Origin of the sequence: Paenibacillus sp. PAMC21692, assembly GCF_014303795.1 — a bacterium.
Taxonomy (GTDB): Bacteria; Bacillota; Bacilli; order Paenibacillales; family Paenibacillaceae; genus Pristimantibacillus; species Pristimantibacillus agaridevorans.
Map to the genome: position 1 here is coordinate 4117359 of NZ_CP060293.1, position 21526 is coordinate 4138884.

Genomic DNA, 21526 nt, shown 5'->3' on the forward strand with positions numbered 1-21526 from the left:
GTGGGAATCAAGTCCAGACGAATATATTTGGCGTATCTGCTAATTGCGAGTTTAATCGTAAGCCTGTTGCCGACAGCTCAGATTGCTCAAGCCGCGGAAGGCGAACGCGTAAATGTAGCTTTAGGCAAATCGGTAACATCCTCCAGCAGCTATGAAAATTCGGGAGAAGGCTGGACAAGGAGTAATTTAGTAGACGGGGCCAAAAGCGGCCCCCGTCTTCCAGGCGCGATGGAAAACGGTTTCACGACATTGCCGACGCAAACCCAGGCTTCCGAAAGCAATCCGGCGTGGGTTCAGATCGACCTTGGCATGGCGTATCCGATCGGCGAGATTGCTTTGTGGCCGAGGAACGACAATGGCACGGTGAACATCGGGGCCGGCTTCCCGATCGATTTTAAGCTGAAAATATCCGCGGACAATGCGACATGGACGACGGTTGCCGAGGAAACCGGATTTGAACAGCCAACGACCGTAACGCCGCATACGGCAACGGTGCCGATGCTGGAGGCGCGTTACGTCCGACTGGAAGCTACCAAGCTGCGCTCGGACGATCGGGGAGCTTTAACGCTGCAGTTCCGGGAGATGGAAGTGTTCCGAGCTAGCCTCAACATTAGCGACGAGGAAGCGGTGGATAACGATTACGGCCGACTGTTTCCGGGAGGTTTGAACGAGTTGTACGCCAGCTTGCCGTTGCCGGCAATGGGGCTGTATGAATCGAACATTACATGGCAGAGCACCGAACCGTCCGTCATCTCCCCTGCCGGCAGAGTCCAGCGTCCGGCCGCGGGCGGGCCGGATGTGCCGGTGACGCTGACGGCGACAGTCCACAAGGGAAGCGTGCAGCGCGAAAAGGTGTTTGACGTTATCGTCAAAGCGCATAGGGAGCGTATAGAAAGCGGCGAGGATCAATTCCAGATCGGCATCTTCTGGCCGCCGACCTGGGAGCATACCAATCTGGAGCAATACCAGGCGATCAGAGACGCGCACGTAGACGTGGTGCAGAACGTATTGGGCTCCGGTCTCGATACCGAAGAAAAAAACATGAAAATTTTGGAGCTTGCCGAAAAGACGGATCTGAAGGTTAATGTAGCGGATCCCAGAATTCGGGGAACGGATGCGGATATCGCGCAGGTCGTGGCCACGTACAAGGATTATTGGGGCGCGGGCGGTTATTACATTCGGGATGAGCCCGGCATGGGCGAGTTGGCTCGCGAGGCGCATATTTACCGCGAAGTGCTCAAGCATGACGACCAAAAAAATCCTTATGTGAATCTGCTGCCCAACATTTACGGCGGGACGTACGAAAAGGATTATGTACGCGCCTGGATGGAAGCCGTCGGTAAAGACGACGCGGGTCAATCGAATTTGCGTTATCTCATGTACGATCATTATCCGTTCCGTACCAATTCCTTCGACAACAGCTATTACGATACGATGAACCTCTATCGTCAGGTGGGACTGGATTATGGGGTCAAAACGGGAGCATACCTGCAGTCGATTGGATTCGGCAGCAGCGCGCAAAGCTTGAACAATCGCAGGCCCAATAGCCGCGAGCTGGCGTTTAGCGCCTATTCCTATCTGGCGTATGGCTTCAAATACGTCACATGGTTCACGTATTGGACGCCAAGCGAGCGTTCCGAGTTTTTTACAAATGCCATTATCGATCCGAGCGGCAACAAAACGGATTTGTATGAACCCTTCCAACGCATCAACGGCCAAATGAGCCAATTGGGCAAAACATTGATCAAGCTGGACGCCCATGAGGTGTATCATTCCGGCGCGACGATGCCTACGGGCAGCACGAAATCCGTACCGTCCGATTTTCTGCTGCGTCCCGTACAGTCGAACGACGAATTGATCGTATCCTATATGAAGCACAAGGAAACGGGACAATCGTACGTGATGGTGGTCAACAAAGCGTTTGGCAGCACGCAGAGCCAGACGTTTACCCTGCAGGCGGATGATCGCGTGTTGTCCGTTCAGGAAATATCGCGAGAAACGGGCACGTTGGCGGCGACCAACTTTGATGCTGCCACAGGGCGCATGACAACGAGTCTGCCTCCGGGCGAAGGCAGACTGTACGCCCTGCAAGGCGATTTCCCAAGCTATACGGGACCGCAGACGCCAACCGTTTTACCGGCGCCCGCAGAGCCTCAGCATCCCGATCTAAATCTGGCGCTGAATAAAAGCGTCGATGTTTCCAGCGATATCGGCAATTGGGGCTGGGCCAAAAACTATGCAGTAGACGGCGTTCGCGGCGTAACTGACAGCAGCAACGGATGGAGCAGCTACCCGTCCAAGACCGCCCCGACTTCACCGGCTTGGTTCAAAGTGGATCTGGGAGCGGCTTATCCCGTTAAACGTATTGTGCTCTGGCCAAGAAATGACGGAGCCTCCGCCGGCTTCGGCATTCCGGAGCAGATCGAAGTCAAAACGTCGATGGACGGCGTGGTCTGGAATAGCGCATGGATACGCAGCGGGATCGCTCGGCCAACGGCCGGCCAAACAGTGGAGCTGGTGTTGCCTGCTGCCGAAAAGGCGAAATACGTTCGGGTAGAGACAAGCTCGATGAGACCGGACAACAATGCAGAGTATGCATTCCAGTTTTCGGAGCTGGAGATTTACCAAGGGGAAGCGGCTTCGCTGCTGGAGGCCAGCGCCGATGCGACAAATTTGCTGGTCGGTCAGACGACGCAAATCCAGGCAGGACTATGGCAGGAAGATGGGTCCTTGCTGCCCGTGCCGCAGCCGGACTTAACGACTAGCGATGATCAAGTTATTGAAATCGAAGAAATGACCCTGAAAGCCCTGACACCGGGAACGGCTACGATCCATGTATCGTCAGGCGCCGAGTCCAAGGACATTGTGATTGAAGTACGCGCCTTGCCCGAACCTTGGGTATACGACTTTGCAGGGGCGGCGAGCGGAGAGATCATCCCTGATCAGCAAGGGCTGACGTTAGGCGTTGCCGCGAAAGGGATTGCTGCAGGAAGCAACGATTATGCTTTCGTGTATCAGCCAGTTAGCGGACATCAGCAGCAGTTGTCCGTTGATATACCCGAGCACGCGATTCCGGCAAACGGACAGAGCGGCCGGGCGGGGTTGCTGATTCGAGCGGCGGGAGACACAGATACGGCCGCCCATGTCTCGCTCGCGATATCGCCGGAGGGCAGAATGGAATTGCAAGCGCGCGATCTGAACGGCCAAATGCTAAGCGCGGTGCAGGGCAATTATGCGCCTTTGCCGGTCTCGCTGAAATTGGTGCAAAACGGAGAGACGTTTACCGGATTTTACGGCCATAACGGGCAGTGGTATCCGATAGCCGGCAAGGAGCAGCAATCCCGCATTGTTTTGTCGGGCGTCAGTCCGGCTGGCTGGGAAGCGGGTCTGGTCTCTTATTCCGGCGTAGCGAACCGCCGCAATCATGTTGAGTTTGCCGACCTCCAGCTTATTGCCAATAATCAAGCGCATGCGGCTGCAGCAGCTTTGGAAGTCGATGGCTTGTCCGCCATTGTCGCCAATATTACGTTGCCTACAGCAGGGCCGTTAGGCAGTACGGTGTCCTGGTCGAGCGGCAATGAGGAATATTTGCTGGGCAGCGGCGAGGTATTGAAAAGGCCTTCCGCGGGAACCGGCAACGTCCTAATTCCGCTGGTAGCGACCGTGCAAGTCGGTCAGGATGCCGCCGAGAGGACGTTTACGGCGGTATTGATGGCGGACCGGCCGGAATCGGCCGAAAGGCAAAACCTGGCGAGATCCAGGATGGTAACGGTATCTAGCGAATATGCGCAGGACGGCTGGGGCAAAGAAAAAGCCGTGGACGGGCTGACGGTTGGCCAAGCGGGCGCGTTGGGTTTTACGACGCTTCCAACCCCGAATGCTGCCGGAACGGGTTCCATTATGGTCGATCTGGGCTCGTTGTTTACCGTCGACCAAGTGGTGTTGTGGCCGCGCAACGATTCGGGTCTGAACAAGGGAGTTGGTTTCCCGGTCGACTTTGCGATCAGCGTTTCCACGGATAAAGCGAACTGGACAACGGTTCATGACAAACAGAGCTTTACGAACCCCGCCAGCGGATCGGCGCAAAAATTCGATGTAGGCCCGCTGCAGGATGTTCGTTATGTGAGGGTCGAAGGAAACAAGCTGCACCAGGACAATAACGGAAGTTATGCGATGCAGTTTGCCGAGATCGAAGTGTTCGGGCAAGCGCCGGCGAGTCAGGACGACGATTACGATCCCGTATTCCGGTACCTGAATTATCGCGAGGACTTTGAAATGTCGGAGCTCGGAGATAAATGGACTGTAGAAGAGTCTGCCGAAAGCTCGATCGTGAACGATGGTTATCGTTTGAAGAACGGAATGGCCTACTATTCGGGCCGTTCGTTCGATGATTTTAAATATACGACCGAAGTGACGATCGATAGCGGAAGCGATACAAGCTTGATTGTCCGCGCGCAAGATGCCAACAACTTCTATCAGACGAATGTGAGCACTGACGGCTGGAACAATGGCCAGATCCGGTTATACAAAAACGTTAATGGCGACTACACTCAAATTGGCGAGCCAGTAGCCTTTACGGCGCAAGCCGGCGTCAAGATGAATATGACGCTGGTGGCGGATGGAGATCTGCTGCGGTTCTCGGTCGACGATGGCGATGGGCCATTAACGGTTACGGCTAAAGACGCGACGTTCTCCAGCGGCTATGTCGGCATCAAAGCCTTTAACTCCGACATTAAGGCGGAATACGTGAAAGTGTACGAGAAGGAGGCCTTGCCGGATCGAGACAAAGAAAATATTCAGATCGGCGTGTTCTGGCCGCCAACCAAAGATTTTGTCAATGAAGAGCAATACGATTACTTGCAGCAAGCGCATGTGGATTTGATCCTTAATGTCAATTCGGGCGACTTGCTGGATATCGAAACGAACAAGGAAATGCTTCGTCTTGCCGCGGCAAGAGATATGAGGGTGCAGGTATCCGACACTCGCTTCGCGCCATCGACTGCCGGATTTACGGATAAGCTCGTACAGGAAATTGTACGAGACTATGACGGCAGACCGGGCTTGTACGGCTATTATGTCAAAGATGAGCCAACGGATGCGGAAATGACGGATTTTGCGGCCGTCTATCAGAAATTCCTGAAATACGATCCCGATGCCGTACCGTATGTGAGCTTGGCCGGCGGGGCAAATGCAAACCTCTGGGTTAGCACGGTAGGCGCGGATCAACTTAAGTATTTAAATTATGCGGATTATCCTTTCTACGGACCTTCCGACTACAGAGCGGTATATTTCCCCGTGCTGGACAATTTCCGCAAGGTAGGCGAGGCAAACGACGTGCCGGTATCCCGGTTCCTGCAATCCATCGGGTGGAACGTCGGGCAGCCTAACGAATATCGCAAGCCGACCGAAAACGACATGCGTCTGGATGCCTTCGCGACGCTTGCTTACGACTACAAGGCGATGCATTGGTTTACCTGGTGGACGCCTACGGGCCGCAGCGAAAGCTTTTTCGAAGCCATCATCGATGCGGAGGGCAAAAAAACGGAGGCTTACGGCTGGATCCAAAAGATTAATGCCGAAGTGAAGGCTATCGGCCGGACGCTGATCAATTTGAAGGCCAAAGAAATTTATCACAATGGCACCATTCCGGCAAATGCCAGCAGGGTTCCGGCGGACTTTATCTGGAAGCCGACCAAGTCGACGGATGATGTGCTGCTCACATTGTTTGCTGATGAGCGAAACGGCAGATCGTATATGATGGTCGTCAACAAGTCGCTAACGAATAGCGGCAGCTTTACCTTTGATATTCATGCGGATGTTTCGAACGTGCTGGAGGTATCCAAACAAAGCGGTCTGGAGGTAGCCGCCAATTATGATGCCGCAGCCGGACAATTGACGACTGAGCTGCTGCCGGGCGAAGGAAGGTTATTCGCTTTCCCGGCCGATTACAAGATGTACACGCCGTTTTTTGTCGACCTAGAGGAAGCGGGAGCAAACGGTGAGCTTATCCGGGCAAGCTGGAAATCACCGGAAGATCCTGCCGGCAACGGCGTGGACTCCTACCGTGTCGTCATCGCGCAAGACAAGGAGCTGCAGCATGTCGTGCACGAAGAAGTAATTACGGGCATGGGCTATGTATTCCCAAAAGAGACATTAAAACATTACCACGTGCAAGTGCTGGCGCAATTGCCGAACGGACGGGAGCTGGCCAGCCAAAGCGGCGTTTTGCCGATCGTGGCGCGCGAGTCCAAAAACCGCGTCTATACCGAAGATTTTGCGGACGGCACGACAACAGGCTGGAGCAATCCCGAAGGCGCGATGAGCGTAGAAAATGGCGAGCTTAAGCTGGCTGCTCCATCCGGCAACGGCATTGCGTATTACAACGAAACGCTGACGGATTTTATCTATGAAGGAACCGCAACGATCAAGAGCGGCTCTGATACCAGCATGCTGTTCCGAATGCAAGATGCGAACAATTTCTATCAAACGAATATTAGTACGCATCATACGGCGGCCATGATCAGCCTGTACAAAAATGTAAACGGAAATTTCGTGAAGATCGGTACGGAGCTGCCCTATCAGGTGACGATGAATCAGTCCGTCAAGCAAACTTTGACCGTTAAGGGCAATCAAATTACGTTTACCCTTGATGACGGCAAACAAGTACGTACGGTTACGGCTACAGACAATACGTTTAGCCAGGGCCGCGTCGGCGTAAGGGTGTTCCACTCGACCGCCACATTCGATAACATTACGATCGATGTCATGCCGAAGGGCGAAGCGGAAGCGCAATTGGCCGCTAATGCCTTGGTGCTCACGGCGATTGATGCCTTGAAGAATGATCTGATTCTGCCGACAACGGGCTTGCATGATTCCGGAATCGTTTGGGCGAGCTCTAACCCGGCTATTGTCGGACATGACGGTACGCTGATCAGCAGACCAAGCGTCGAAGAAGGCGATGCAACGATCGTATTAACCGCGACGGTGACCAAGGAAGAGGGCAGCACGAGCAAGTCCTTTGCCGTAACGGTCAAGGCGGCAGAGGACGTGCCGACGAATCCGGATGAGCAGGCGGTTGCCGAAGCTCTGGCGGCGTTGACGCTGGGAGACACGAGCGCAGTGAAGGCGAGTCTGAGTCTGCCGACAAGCGGTCTGCATGACACGCAAATTACATGGGAAAGCTCGAACCCGGCGTATATGACGGCTAACGGCAGCTTGCTGCAACGTCCTGTCGTCGGCGCAGCGGATCTCACGTTAACGTTGACCGCAACGATCGCCAAAGGAACGGAAAGCGGAACAAAGACGTTCCAGGTAAAGATCAAAGCGCAAACGTCAAGCGGAGGTCCAGGCGACGGTTCGGGCAATGTATGGATAAATCCCGATATCGCTTTGGTGAAACAAGCAAAGGATGCATTGGACTTGGGTAATACATCTTCCGTTATAGCGGATCTGAATTTGCCGTCAGTCGGTCTTAACGGAACGACAATTGCCTGGAAGAGCTCCAATACCGACTATATTGGAGATAACGGACGGTTGATTGCGAGGCCTGCAGCCGGCGAGGCGGACGTGACGGTCAGTATGACCGCAACGATCAGCAAAGGCATCGTCAAGGAGACCAAAACGTTTACCATCATCGTCAAAGCGGAAGAGCCATTGCCAGGCGAAGAGGGGGAAGAGGAGCAACCGCCTCTCCCGTCCAACTTGTCGGATATTGCGGGACACTGGGCAGAGAATTTGATAAAGAAAGCTGTCGCGCAAGGAATCGTGTTGGGCTTCGAGGATGACACGTTCAGACCCAATGCCATTGTCACGCGTGCAGAATTGTCGGTTATGTTAAGCAGAGCGTTGAATTTGAACGTAACAGAGTCAGGCGAAGGAACCCTATTCGCTGACGACGCGAAAATTCCGCTGTGGGCTCGCGGATCTATTCGGGCATTAGTGGAATTGGGATTGCTTCAAGGTTATTCCGACGGAAGATTCGGGGCCGAGGACGGCGCCAGTCGCGTTCAGGTTGCGAACTTGATTGTTCGTGCCTTGCAGCTTAAAGTGGATCCGAATGCACAACCGGAATTCGCGGATGCCAATCAGATTCCGCAATGGGGCAGAGCGCATGTCGCTGTCGGCGTTCAGGCCGGATTGTTCCAGGGCAAAGGGAACAATACATTCGATCCTTTAGCGCAAACCACAAGAGCGGAAGCCGTCAAATTTATAATGACGATGCTGGAGCATTCAGGTAATGACACAGAGGTTGAATAAGTAGGAACAAAGGGATACCATCAGTTCACGAGTTCGTGGCAGGGGGTATCCCTTTTTCACATGTCCATCGGCTATAATGAACAAGAAGTAGATGTTTCTTTTTGGAATGAGGGAGATCATGCGAACGATATTGGTGGCAGATGATGACCTGCACATACTAGAGCTAGTGCGGCTGCATTTAGTCTCGTGGCGCTATCAGGTTCGGACTGCCGTTTCGGGAGATTCGGCCTTGGGGCTGATGGATGATAAAGTGGATTTGGCTATCGTAGATGTGATGATGCCGGGGCTAGACGGCTTGGCTCTAACCGAAAAGCTAAAAAAAGATTGGGACTTGCCGGTGCTCATGTTGACGGCCAGGGGCGAGCTGGAGGATAAACGCGAAGGGTTTATGGCCGGAGTCGACGATTATTTGGTCAAACCCTTTGAGCCCGAAGAACTTCTCTTTCGCATTCAGGCTATTCTAAGGAGATACGACAAGCCGACGGATACGACGATTGCATTAGGGGATTTGGAGATACGCCGGCAGACGCTCCAGGTGGTTAAAGGACAGAAGAAGCTGCTGCTTCCTCTCAAGGAGTTCGAGCTGCTGGCCATTCTCGCATCGAGGCCCGGACAAGTGTTCGAACGGGAATATTTGATGGAGCAGGTGTGGGGACTGGAATACGAAAGCGATCATACGCTCAATACCCATATGAACCGGGTTAGGGAAAGGCTCGCTTCGCTGGGCTCAAACGTTCGCATCCATACGGTTCGCGGCGTTGGATATCGAATAGAGGTATCGCCATGAAAGTGCAGTCGTCTCTGTATGTAAAATATCTCATTGTCGCGCTATGTATCATGCTCCTTAGCACCGTGCTCGCTTTTCTCGCAACGAATATGTATTATCATCAAGTGTTAAAGGAGCAGAACGACGCCAAAAATACGGTAATCGCGAGTCGTATGGCAGCGTACATTTCCGAGCATGCGGAGCTTGATTTGCAGGAACACTTCGCGATGCTTGGCGAAATCGGTTACCAGTTCTATGTGGTGAGCGAAAATGGAGCTTCCGGATACTATGGCGGAGAATACCGGCTGAAGGAGCTCGACAATTCGATTGTTGAAGATGTCATTGCCGGGGACATCTATCATGGAATGCGCGACTTTCCGAAACAGCTGTTTGTGACCGGTTTTTTCGCCAATGACATTCGGAATTCGATCGGCGTTCCATTCGTGCATGAAGAGCAGCGCTATGCGATGTTCGTCCGTCCGGATATTCGGCTGCTGTTCAGCGAGGTTCATTCCATCATGGGCGGGATGGCGCTACTGATGCTTGTTATTAGCTTGCTGGCCATCATCGTCTCGGCTTGGTACCTGGTTCATCCGATCAAAGCGCTGACGGCGGCCACGAAACAAATAGCCGCGGAAAATTTCGAGATCAGCTTGCAGGTTAGCCGTTCGGACGAGCTTGGCACGCTGGCAGCCAGCTTTAACCGGATGGCCAAGCAGCTCCTTGCCAACGAAGAGGAGCGGAAAAGCTTTATTCGCAACGTGTCGCATGATTTTCAGTCCCCGCTGCTCAATATTGGAGGGTATGCCGCCCTCTTGAAGCAAGCGGAGCTTGACGAAGAGCCACGTCTGCAATATGCGTCGGTGATCGAAAATGAAGCCATGCGGCTATCGAATTTAACGAAGCAGTTATTGGTGTTGACCTCTCTGGATCAGCGAAATAAGGCCATTGCCATGCAAACCTATCCCTTGCACGAGCAAATCGAGCGGACCGTCATGAAATACCGCTGGCTTCTCGAAAAAGAAGGGATCTCGATCAGCCTGGACGCAGCTCCTTTACTTCTAACAGGCAATGAGTCCTTGTTGGACAATGTATGGGAGAACCTGCTGACGAATGCGATCAAATACAATAAACCCGGGGGAGAGATTCGGATCCGCACAGAATCGGAGAAGGATCATGTGAGCGTGATCTTCGAGGATACCGGCATAGGAATAGCCGAGGATGATTTGCTGCATGTATTTGAGCGGTTTTACCGTGCGGATGCCTCTCGGTCGACGAAGGGGACGGGTCTCGGTCTGGCCATCGTCAAGGAAACGATCACCCTGCATCAAGGAGACATCCGAATCTCGAGTGAAACGGGCGAAGGCACAAACATCACGGTAACGTTGCCCATTAGTTCGTGTTCAAAAAGTTCGGTTTTCAGCACCGAGAAGATTGAAAGAAGGTAGAAACTGAGGAGCGGAGCGTAGTGGAAGCTACGTGAGCACCGGAAGTTTCGCCTGAATTCAAGATTCGATGCCGAATACGCTTCTTGGAGTACTTCGTGATGGGAAGCGGACTTTTTGAACTACCTCTTAGGCCAAAAGCAGTTTAGATACAGTTTAGAATCAACTTATATACTACCTCTGTACAAATAAAAGTATGGAGGTTTTTTATATGGAGAAAATATGGAGCTTGCGTCTTATACGGCTGGCAGCGGTTTTTGGTCTGGTCGGCGCGATCCTTGGGGCCGATATGGCGGGGAGCGGAAATTATCAGCTGCGCGCCGTTCATGCGCACATACTTGTAGTAGGCTGGCTGTCGGTGTTCGTCTGGGGGTTGTTTTATCAGGTTTTCAAGGTGAAAGCGAAAAAGCTGGTATCCTTGCACGGGTGGCTGTCCGTCATCGGATCGATCGGTTTGACGGTCGGCATGCTGTTCTACAATGTCAATCCTTTTAATATGAACGAAACAATCACGCTTATTACGTTTATTGCTGGCGGTACGGTGCTTTTGTTTAGTTTTATTCTGTTCATAGCGGTTACCTTCTCGATACAGAAGGAGGACTAAAACATGCGTTGGTGGAGTGCGAACCGGGTATGGCTGTTGATCGTGATGGCTTGGCTGCTGCTAGCCGGTCTATTGTCTGTCGTGGCGGATTCCTCCAAGGAGCAAACCTCTCCGATTACGAACCATGGATTGCCGGAGCATAGACAATCCGTTCAGGCTCAGAAGCTGGTCGATCGGTATTTTCCGTCGGATGAGGGAATCCCATTGTTTGTTGTATTGTCCAGGGACACAGCATTTACGGAACAAGAGATTATGGATTATTCGGTCTTCGTAGAAAAAGTTCTGGAGTCGCGGGAATTGAAGGCCATACATGTTGCCGAGTTGCCTCCAAGCGCGCGTCAATCGTTCGTAGCGGAGGATGCGAAAACGTTTTTTGTGCCCGGGTTTTTGACAGCCGATCTGGATAGTCACGCCGTGATGGAGCTTCTTGACGCCATGAAGGCGGACACGCTGGCGGGGCTACCCTCCGATGTGCAGCTCGATTACACGGGACCGGCCGGTATTATGGCCGATACCTCCAAGGTGTTTTCAAGCGCGGATGTGGTATTGATCCTGGCGACCGTCGCCATCATTTTTTTGATCCTCATCGTGATCTATCGTTCCTTATTGCTCGCCATTCTTCCGTTAATCGGAGCAGGCATCGCGTATGCAATCGTGGATCGTCTGCTCGGCTTGATGGGACAGCTAGACCTATTTGTAATCGAGAAGCAAGCTTTGTCCATAATGATGGTTCTGCTGTTTGCGGTTATTACGGATTATTCGTTGTTATTGTTCTCGCGGTTCAAAGAAAATTTGCTGGAAGGCTTGTCTGTCCATGATGCCATGAAGCTGGCTGTCCGAAACGTGACGGAGCCGATACTGTTCAGCGGCGGTACCGTGCTTATGAGCATGTTGACGTTATTCTTCGCGAGCTTCGAATCGTATCGCAATTTTGCTCCCGTCTTTGCAATCGCGGTAGGGGTGATGATTGCTGCGGGGCTGACCTTAATGCCGGCTTTGTTTGCGCTGGCAGGCACCAAGGCCTTTTGGCCTTTCCGAATCGAGAAACATCGTGCGAAACCGGTGGAGCAGACCTATTGGGGCCGATTCAGCCTCTTCGTAACAACAAATCCGAAGAAATCGCTTGCGGCTGTAATGTTGGTGCTCGCGATCGGCATCGCTATGATATCGCCCATCAAATATACGTTCAATCTGCTGGACTCCTTCCCGCGAGAGATGTCTTCCGTCAAAGGATATCAGAAGTTGAGCGATGCGTTTTCGGCCGGCGATGTGTCGCCCGGCACGCTCATCGTGGAGAGCTCCGAGAACCTTTCGGCAGAGCAGCTTCGCAGGCTGGCGGTAGTCTTAAAAGAACGGGAAGGCGTTGCTTCCGTTCATACCCCGCAGCTATCGGATCAATCGGAGAAGGTAGCAAAGCTTACCCTCGTGCCTACTCATAATCCATATACCGACAAATCGTTTATGACGACCAATACTATTTTGGCCGATCAAGAGGCGTTGCTTCAGGATAGCGGCATCAAGGACGCGAAATTATGGATTGCAGGAGATACGGCTGTAAACTCGGATACAAAGGCGGTTAGCGCATTCGACGAACAAATCGTCATGATGATAGTCGCTTTGCTTATTCTGTTTATGCTGCTGCTGCAAACCCGATCATGGATCATGCCGATCTATATGCTGGCTACAATTCTTTTATCCTATGGCGCCGCGCTGGGGATAACCGTTTTCGTATTCCAGAATATGCTCGGATATGAGGGGCTAAGCTACCGCATTCCATTATATACGTTTTTATTTATCGTGGCGCTCGGCGTCGATTATTCGATCATGCTGGTCGCGCGGATCCGCGAGGAGCAGAAGACGCGTTCCTATACGGAAGCGGTAAGAATGGGACTCGCGAAAACCGGCGGCGTTATTTCCTCTGCTGGATTTATTTTGGCGGCAACGTTTACCGTATTAATGACGCAGCCGGTCGTGGAATTGCGAGCCTTCGGATTTGCGGTAGCGGCGGGCGTATTGCTTGATACCTTTCTTGTTCGGCCAATCGCCTTGCCGGCGCTGATGATGTTAATACGTCAACGCGCAAAACACCATTAGATTAAGCGGATTGCTACGCATAAGAGATGATTCCTGTCCTAGACAGGGGTCATCTCTTTTTTCTCTCCCGACGATTACGTCGGCGCAGATCAAAAAAGTATAATAAAAAGTAAAATGATTACAACATTTAAAGGTCACGCAGACTTGTTACAATGAGATCAGGGGAGCTATTTTACGATAAGGAAGTGAATAATTATGAGCATTCGGCGCAATCTGCTCTCGATCGGTTTGTACCCTAAAATCGTCTTGATTTTTATGGCGGCCATCATCCCTATTCTGTTTATCGGCTCGCTCATTGTCATCAAAGGAGAAGCGGCGATCCGTCGGGAAATAACCAATTCGTTGTCTTCCAGAGTCCACTTTTATGTGAATGAGCTGAATTCGGCGTTGGAGCATATCATCAGCCTGAAGCGGGAATATGTGTTCGACCCGGATATTCAGAGGTTCAGCACGATGTCTCCGATCATGACCGATTACGAACGGCGGTTGGAAGTGCTCTTGATGCAAAAGAAGATGAAGACGCTGAAGTCGTCCAGTCCCTACATTCACGATGTGGGATTATTTATGGTTTCCGAGCACAAAATCATTTATCCAAATCGAATAACGTATAGCATTGATGAAGAAAAAACTTCCGTCCATCGGCTTCTGAACCGCAGCTCGTTGCCGATGTTCGTTTGGCAAAACCAATTGATGTTGGCGGAACGTTTCCCTACCGGGACTTACGAGAATAGTTTGCCTGCTTATTGGATCGAGATTTCGCTAAACCGGGGGAAGATTCAGTCCATACTTTCGCAAATGCTGACGGAAAATGGCGGAAACGCCATTTTATCCGATTTGAAAGGAAATTGGCTTATATCCGGGGATGCCAGCAATGATTCGCTGCAACGTCAGATGGCCGAGCTGAATCAATCGCATGCCGAGGTATCCGGACAGCAGGTAATGACCGCAGCCGACGATCGCCAATATATGGCGGCATACGAACGGTTGCCGGAGCTTGGTATCGCGCTGACGCTATATATGCCCGAGGAAGTGGTTCTGAAACCGTTGGCGGGCTACCAAATGTGGTTTCGCATACTCATTGCGACGGCCATCGTCATCATTTTGCTTTACGCCTATTGGATCTATCTATTTTTGCAGCGGCCGCTGCAAAGACTTGTCAGGGCATTTCGCAAAGTGAGCGAAGGATCGTTTGATGTGCAACTGCAATCAAGGAGCCGGGATGAGATCGATTATTTTTACGAGCAGTTCAACCAAATGGTGGGTACGATTCAATCGCTCATCCATGATGTATACGAGCAAGATATCCGTTCGCAGAGAGCCGAGCTCAAACATCTTCAGGCTCAGATCAATCCCCACTTTCTGTATAACGCCTATTATCGGCTGCATCGGATGGCCCAAGACGAGGATACGGTTAATATCAAGCCGTATACTCGACTGCTCGGCGATTATTTGAAGTACATTACGCGCAATGCCCAAGAGGAGGCGATGCTCCGGATGGAAGTCGACCATGCCAGAACATACGCCAATATTTTAAAGATGAGGTTCGGCGACAAGCTTACGATCCACTGGGAGGAACTGCCTGCCGAATGGGAGAACCGTCTCGTGCCAAGACTCATTGTGCAACCCATTGTCGAGAACGCGTTTATTCATGGCGTGGAGGAATTGGATGAGGGTGGAATATTGCAATTTTCCGTAATTGCATCCGCGAACATGATATCGCTAATCATCGAGGATAACGGCGATCGGTTGACCGAAGAACGGTTGGATGAGCTAAATCGCCCAGGGAATTCGTTGTCGGACGATATCGAGACGACCGGCATGCTCAACGTGCACAGACGCCTTATCCTGAAGTTCGGACCGTCATACGGTTTGCGCATTACCCGCAGCGAGCTTGGGGGTATGCGCGTGGAAATCAATCTGCCTGCCGCAGAGGAGGAAGAACATGAATCGCTTGCTGATCGTCGATAACGAGGATTATGTAGTAAATGGTTTAATCGAGGTGATCTCTCAACTGTCTCATCTCGAATTGGAGGTCATTGGCGCCTATTCGGCGAGAGAAGCGCTGGACTGGCTAAAGAGGACGAAAATCGATATCGTCGTATCCGATATTCGAATGCCCGGCATGGACGGAATTACGCTTCAACAGGAAATCATGAGGTATTGGCCGAAATGCAAAGTGATTTTTTTATCCGGCTTCAACGACTTCGATTACGTTCAGAACGCGATTAGGGGAGGGGCGCTGGATTACGTATTGAAGACGGACGGCGACGAACGTCTGATCGAAGCGGTAGAGAAGGCCGTCGCCAGGCTGCGGGACGAAATCGAAATCGAATCCTTGATCGTCAAATCGAAAAATCAAATGAGAATGGCGTTCGAAACGCTGCAGCAGGACTTTATTCGCCAGCTTCTTCAAGGGGAGCGCCTGGAGGAGCGGGAGCTCTCCAGACAGTTCGCCGACTTGCACATTCCGCTGCAATCCTCGATGCCCGTTCTTGCAATACTCGGTCGCGTGGACGAATGGATGGAGAACGTGTCCCATTATGACCGTTATTTGCTCCTGTATTCCATTCGGAACATTGCAGGAGAATATCTCGATACAATGGTCACGCAAATATCGCTTCCGGTCGACAGGTTCAATATCGTATGGATGATTCAGCCCAAAAGTCTTCAACCCAGCAGCTCGCTAAGGGTGCAGGAAGATACGTGGAACATGATGATCCGGTTCGTGCAAGGGACGTTCGAAATGATCCAGGCGGCATGCAAGGATCTGATCAAGCTGGACCTGTCGGTATTGATTGCCGATACGCCCGTGGGCTGGGCCGAGGTCGGCGGCAAATTCGCTTTGCTCCGAAGCAATTTGGCGCGGGGGCTCGGTTCGGGAAGAAAAGTGCTGATGATCGATCAACAGTTTGCAGGCAACGGCGCAACGGAGAGCCCCATGCTCATGGATGCGGCTTCTCTCATCGGCAATCTCGCCTCGATGCTCGAAAACAATCGCCGGGAGTTGTTTTTCAATCTGTTGGACGAGCTGCTTTTGCAGCGGGATTCTGAAAGTCAGGAGAAACATTATTTTATGGCCGCTTCGGTTATTTTGTCTTTTCATACAAAGGAATTGAAGCTTCGCGGCACGGAAGAGCGATGGGACCTCGGCCGTCTTATCTTTCCCGATTTGATGACGGCGCCCCATGAAGCCGCCGATTATTTGCGCAAATGCGGGGAATCGATATTCGACTTCAGGGAGCGTTCGCGCGGCGAAAGCGAAAACGAGCTGATGACGAAAGTGAAAACGTATATTGCCGATCATCTGGCGAATGACCTGTCCCTGACGGTTATTGCGGAGACTGTCAGCCACAATTCGTCTTATCTGTCCCGTCTGTTCAAACAAAATAACAGTGTGGGCATTGCCGAATATATTACGGATTGCCGGATTCGGCTAGCCAAGGAATTGTTGGAGGACCCCGGCAACCGCATTCAGGATATCCCCGCGGCGATTGGCTTTACTTCCGTCCAATATTTCTACCGCGTGTTTAAGAAAGTAACGGGGAAGACGCCCCAGGAGTGGAGAGAAGCAACAAGCGGCTAACCGGATCTCGAAAAAGTGCAAACAAAAAGATGCAACGGAAAGTAAAATCATTGGAATGGAGCTGTCAGCGCGGCCGTTGTTATAATCGATTTGCGCAATGAAATCGTTTCTTAAATCCAATCGAGGGGGTAAACAAATGTTCGGTAAAAAAGGATGGATGTCATTACTGGCCGTTGTGCTCGCGTCGAGCTTGTTAAGCGCTTGCAGCGACAACAATGGCGGCAATGAAGGCAATAAGCCGGTTGTGACAGGCGGCAATGAAAGTCCGACCGGGGAGCAGGGAGACGGCAATCCGTTCGGCAAGTTCGATCCGCCGCTTACGGTTAAGTCCGTGCTTAGCACGGAGGGATGGGCGACATTCCCGGAAGGGGAAACGTGGGACAACGATAATCGCTGGACGAAGCTGTACCGGGAAGCGCTAGGGATCAATCTGAAGTGGGATTGGATGGTGGATTCCACTCAATACGAGAACAAGATGAATGTATCGATCGCTTCGGGCGACATCCCGGATATTATGCGCGTGACCAAGAAACAACTGACTCAGCTCGTGGAAGCGGATATGGTGGAAGATTTGACGGGAGTGTTCGATCAATATGCCATGCCTTATCTAAAAGAGCAAGTTCAGGATGCGCTGGCGTCCGCTCAGAAGATGGCGACGTATGACGGCAAGCTGATGGCGATTCCGCATTACGGCGGCGATCCGCGCGATTCGCTGGTCACTTTGTACATCCGCGCCGATTGGCTCAAGAAGCTGAACTTGAAGGAGCCGACAACGATCGACGAGTTGATTCAGGTAGCGGAAGCGTTCGTAAAGCAGGATCCCGACGAGAACGGAAAGGATGATACGCTTGGTCTCGGCATTTTAAGCGCTACGATGGGCGGAGGCGCGATGGGCGGTTTTCTGAACGGCTATCATGCGTATCCCGACATTTGGATCGAGAACGGAAATGAAGGTTTGATTTACGGCAGTACGACGCCGGAGATGAAGTCGGCGCTCGGCAAACTGCAGCAAATGTACAAGGACGGGTTGATCGATCGGGAATTCGGCACAAAAGATTACAACCGGTTGAAAGAGGATGTCGTATCCGGCAAGCTCGGCATGTTCTACGGCACGATATCGGAATCGGCGCTGATCGCAGCCGACTTGATCAAAAACGATCCCGACGCGTCATGGAAGGCGCTTCCGCTCCCTTCCGTTGACGGCAATCCGGCCAAACCGAACGTAGGCGTAACCGTAGGCGGCTTCTATGTCGTAAAAAAAGGTTTCTCTAATCCGGAAGCGGCCGTCAAGATGATGAATCTGTTCCTTCAGAAGGTGTATGGCGAAGACAAGGAAGGAACCAACAACGACCTGCAAGTTTATGCCTGGGCGGAAAACGCCAAATACGCGATGCATGTGCTTTCGCCCGTTCAAGGCTACATCAAGGACTACAACTATAATTTGGTGCGCGACGCTTTGGCGGCGGGAGATCCTTCCGGACTAAACGAAGCGCTTAAGAAAACATATGACGTGGTCTCGGGAACCGATGGAAGCGATCCTGATACATGGCAGCAATGGTGGATCCATCAACCGGAAGTGAGCCCGTTCGAGATTCGCGTCAATTACCAGGCGCAGCCGGACGGAGTCGTCATTGACAAATATTTTGGCGGCGCGACCAAAACGATGGAAGAGAAGATGTCGACACTGCTCACGATGCAGAATGAAACATTCGTCAAAATCATAATGGGCGCGGCTCCGATCGACGAGTTCGACAACTATGTGTCCAATTGGAAGAAGCTTGGCGGAGATAAAATTACGCAAGAAGTCAATGAATGGTACGAGGCGAATCGCTAAGGAAGGCTGATGCCGGAAGCGGGGGGACGGACGCATTCGCGTTCGATCCCTTGCGGCGGCGGGAGGTGAAGGCAACCGTGTTCAAACAAAAATGGAGACAGGAACGCTCCAACCATATCATGCTGCTTCCGGGAGTGGTGTTTCTCTTCTTGTTCAGCTACGTTCCGATGTTTGGCATTATCATTTCGTTCCAGAAGTATTACCCGACAAAAGGGTTTTTCGACTCCGAATGGGTCGGACTGGAAAACTTTCAGTACATCTTCGACTTGCCCGATTTCAGCCGGGTGCTGTGGAATACGGTATTTATAGCGACGATGAAAATCATTTTGCATCTGATCGTTCCGATTGTAACGGCTCTGCTGTTGAACGAAATTCGCAGCGCTTTGTTCAAACGTTCGGTGCAGACGCTCATTTATTTGCCCTATTTTCTGTCGTGGGTCATTCTTGCCGGCATTTTAATGGATATTTTATCCTTAAAAGGGATTGTTAATCAAATGATTGAGGCGCTCGGCATGCAGTCCGTCTTTTTCCTCGGCGACAATAACTGGTTCCCGTGGACGCTGATTATATCCGATACGTGGAAGCAGTTCGGGTTCGATACGATCATTTATTTAGCCGCGCTCACGGGCATCAATCCGACGCTGTATGAGGCGGCAGTCATCGACGGGGCGAACCGATGGAAGCAGACGCTTCATATTACGCTTCCCGGCATGGCTCCGATCATCGTGCTGATGATGACGTTAAGTCTCGGCAACGTGCTGAACGCCGGCTTCGATCAAGTGTTTAATCTGTACAGCGCTCCGGTGCTTGAGAGCGGGGATATTCTCGATACGATGATCTATCGGATCGGGCTTCAAGACTATCAATTCAGCGTGTCCGCCGCGCTGGGATTATTTAAATCACTCGTTTCCTTTGTTCTTGTGTCCGTATCGTACGGACTGGCGTATCGATTCGCCAACTACAGAATTTTCTGATTGGGGTTGCTGTCGGATGATAACGAGAACGTCCTGGAGCAGAAGAAGCTTCAATCTGGTCAATTACGCTATTTTGATCTTGTTGTCTGCGCTTTGTTTTCTGCCTATCGTACATGTGTTGGCGCTGTCTCTTAGTTCCAAAATCCAGGTGACGGCAGGCAATGTATTGTTCTGGCCGCGCGAGTTTACCTGGGCTTCTTACGAATATGTCGCCTCTCAAGGGCAATTTTTCCGGTCGATGGGCATTACGATGCAGCGGGTCGTGCTGGGCACCGTTATTAATCTCGCCTTGACGCTGCTGTGCGCATACCCTCTATCGAAGGAACGCGGGGATTTCCGATTGCGATCGGTATACGTCTGGTATTTCGTGATCACGATCCTGTTCGGCGGCGGGTTGATTCCCTGGTATTTAACGATCAAAAACCTTGATTTGCTTAATTCGATCTGGGCGCTCGTGCTTCCTGGCGCCGTACCGGTGTTCAATATTATATTGCTGCTTAATTTCTTTCGCCGCTTGCCGAAGGAGATGAACGAGTCGGCGCGAATCGACGGCGCGGGCGACTGGCGGATTCTGCTTAGCATTTATATCCCCTTGTCAACGCCTGCGTTGGCAACGATTACGCTGTTTACGGTCGTTGGACATTGGAACTCGTGGTTTGACGGCTTGCTGCTGATGAACAGCCCGGACCGTTATCCGTTGTCCAGCTACTTGCAGACGGTCATTACGATGCCGGACCTGTCCAAGTTCACCGATCCGGAGATGGCGCGGGTATACAATCTAATATCCGATCGAACGACGCGCGCCGCGCAGGTATTCGTCGGCATGCTGCCGATCCTGCTCGTTTACCCGTTTTTGCAGCGTTACTTTATCCACGGCATTGTACTTGGCAGCGTTAAGGAATAATCCTTTACTTCAGCGACGAATGACACTTTAACATGATAGGAGGTATCGGAAGTGAGTCATCATTATTCCGTTATATTATCGAACGTAGGGAGCTGCTCGGACCGATATGTGACCGGGGGATACGCGGAGCCGTTCTCCATTGCCGAGCTGTTCGGGCGCGTCGCTCAGATTCCCCAAGTTACCGGCGTGGAGCTGGTCGGCACATGGCATGTCACCGATAAAAATGTCAAAGAACTGAAAGGGCATCTGGAGGAGCACGGACTTAAGCTAGTATCCATTATTCCCGATCATTTCGGACAGATGAAGTGGAAGTACGGCAGCTTCGCGGCCAAAGATCCGGCCATTCGCAAAGAAGCAGTCGCCCATACTAAGGAAATGATCGACGCGGCTATCGAGCTGGGAGGCGATCTCATCTCGTTGTGGCCAGGTCAGGACGGCTACGATTATTTGTTTCAAGCGGATTACATGCAAGAGCGCGACTGGTTCGCCGAAGGATTGCGTGAAGTGTGCCGCTATCGCCCGGATGTAAGGATTAGTCTGGAATACAAGCCGAAGGAGCCTCGAACGCACAGCTACCTGAGCACGGCGGCCATGTCCGTCTTAATGGCCCAGGAGACCGGTACGGACAATATCGGAGTGACGATCGACTTCGGACACGCGCTTAACGCTTACGAGACGCCGGCCGAATCGGTAGCCTTGCTCAAGAGATACGGAAACAGGTTGTTTCATGTGCATATGAACGATAATTTCCGCCACTGGGACGACGATATGATCGTTGGCAGCGTGCATACGATCGAAACGCTGGAATTTTTCTACTGGCTTAAGCGGACGGGATATAACGGCTGGTTGTCCATCGATCAATACCCTTACCGGGAGGATGGGCTTGCGGCGGTGCGGGAAGGGGTTAACGCGATGGAGACTTTCGCCGCCCTTGTCGATTCCATGGACCAAGCCGAAGTCGAAGCGTTGATCAGGAACGGCCGTTCGCCGGAAATTACGGCTTATCTTCGCCGATTGCTGTTATCCGTTCCGAATGCGGCTCGATAAGGAGGAAGATTAACAGCGC

At 51.9% G+C, this 21526-nt stretch carries 11 protein-coding genes; all 11 read left to right on the forward strand.

The features are described from left to right. The 11 genes from H7F31_RS16180 to H7F31_RS16230 all read left to right on the forward strand — a co-directional run bounded on the left by H7F31_RS16180 (position 1) and on the right by H7F31_RS16230 (position 21507). Positions 1-8256, forward strand: coding sequence for an immunoglobulin-like domain-containing protein (locus H7F31_RS16180; protein ID WP_187105032.1), 8256 nt, complete (start codon positions 1-3; stop codon positions 8254-8256). A 118-nt stretch (positions 8257-8374) separates the two neighbouring features. Continuing rightward, the gene (locus H7F31_RS16185) at positions 8375-9043 is read left to right on the forward strand and encodes a response regulator transcription factor (protein ID WP_187105033.1); all 669 of its coding nucleotides are present in this window, start codon (positions 8375-8377) and stop codon (positions 9041-9043) included. Continuing rightward, positions 9040-10470 (forward strand): sensor histidine kinase, encoded by a 1431-nt coding sequence (locus H7F31_RS16190; protein WP_187105034.1) that lies wholly within the window; start codon positions 9040-9042, stop codon positions 10468-10470. Before H7F31_RS16185 ends, H7F31_RS16190 begins: the two co-directional genes overlap by 4 nt. Before the next feature lie 208 nt (positions 10471-10678). Beyond that, a complete protein-coding gene (locus H7F31_RS16195; protein WP_187105035.1) occupies positions 10679-11071 on the forward strand; it encodes a hypothetical protein in 393 nt (130 codons plus the stop codon). 3 nt (positions 11072-11074) lie between these two features. Next, positions 11075-13165, forward strand: coding sequence for an MMPL family transporter (locus H7F31_RS16200; RefSeq protein ID WP_187105036.1), 2091 nt, complete (start codon positions 11075-11077; stop codon positions 13163-13165). 195 nt (positions 13166-13360) lie between these two features. Continuing rightward, a complete protein-coding gene (locus H7F31_RS16205; protein ID WP_187105037.1) occupies positions 13361-15133 on the forward strand; it encodes a sensor histidine kinase in 1773 nt (590 codons plus the stop codon). Beyond that, entirely contained in the window at positions 15108-16748 is a 1641-nt protein-coding gene (locus H7F31_RS16210; RefSeq protein ID WP_187105038.1) for a response regulator, read from the forward strand. The genes H7F31_RS16205 and H7F31_RS16210 overlap by 26 nt, the downstream gene beginning before the upstream one ends. 136 nt (positions 16749-16884) lie before the next feature. Continuing rightward, positions 16885-18582: an extracellular solute-binding protein gene (locus H7F31_RS16215; protein WP_187105039.1), complete on the forward strand. Its 1698-nt coding sequence runs from the start codon at positions 16885-16887 to the stop codon at positions 18580-18582. 119 nt (positions 18583-18701) lie between these two features. Beyond that, positions 18702-19556 (forward strand): ABC transporter permease, encoded by an 855-nt coding sequence (locus H7F31_RS16220; RefSeq protein ID WP_087568899.1) that lies wholly within the window; start codon positions 18702-18704, stop codon positions 19554-19556. Between the two features lie 16 nt (positions 19557-19572). Beyond that, positions 19573-20460 carry a carbohydrate ABC transporter permease gene (locus H7F31_RS16225; RefSeq protein ID WP_187105041.1) on the forward strand — a complete coding sequence of 296 codons (888 nt, stop codon included), beginning with the start codon at positions 19573-19575 and terminating at the stop codon, positions 20458-20460. A gap of 51 nt (positions 20461-20511) precedes the next feature. After that, positions 20512-21507: a sugar phosphate isomerase/epimerase family protein gene (locus H7F31_RS16230; RefSeq protein ID WP_187105042.1), complete on the forward strand. Its 996-nt coding sequence runs from the start codon at positions 20512-20514 to the stop codon at positions 21505-21507. Positions 21508-21526 lie beyond the last annotated feature (19 nt).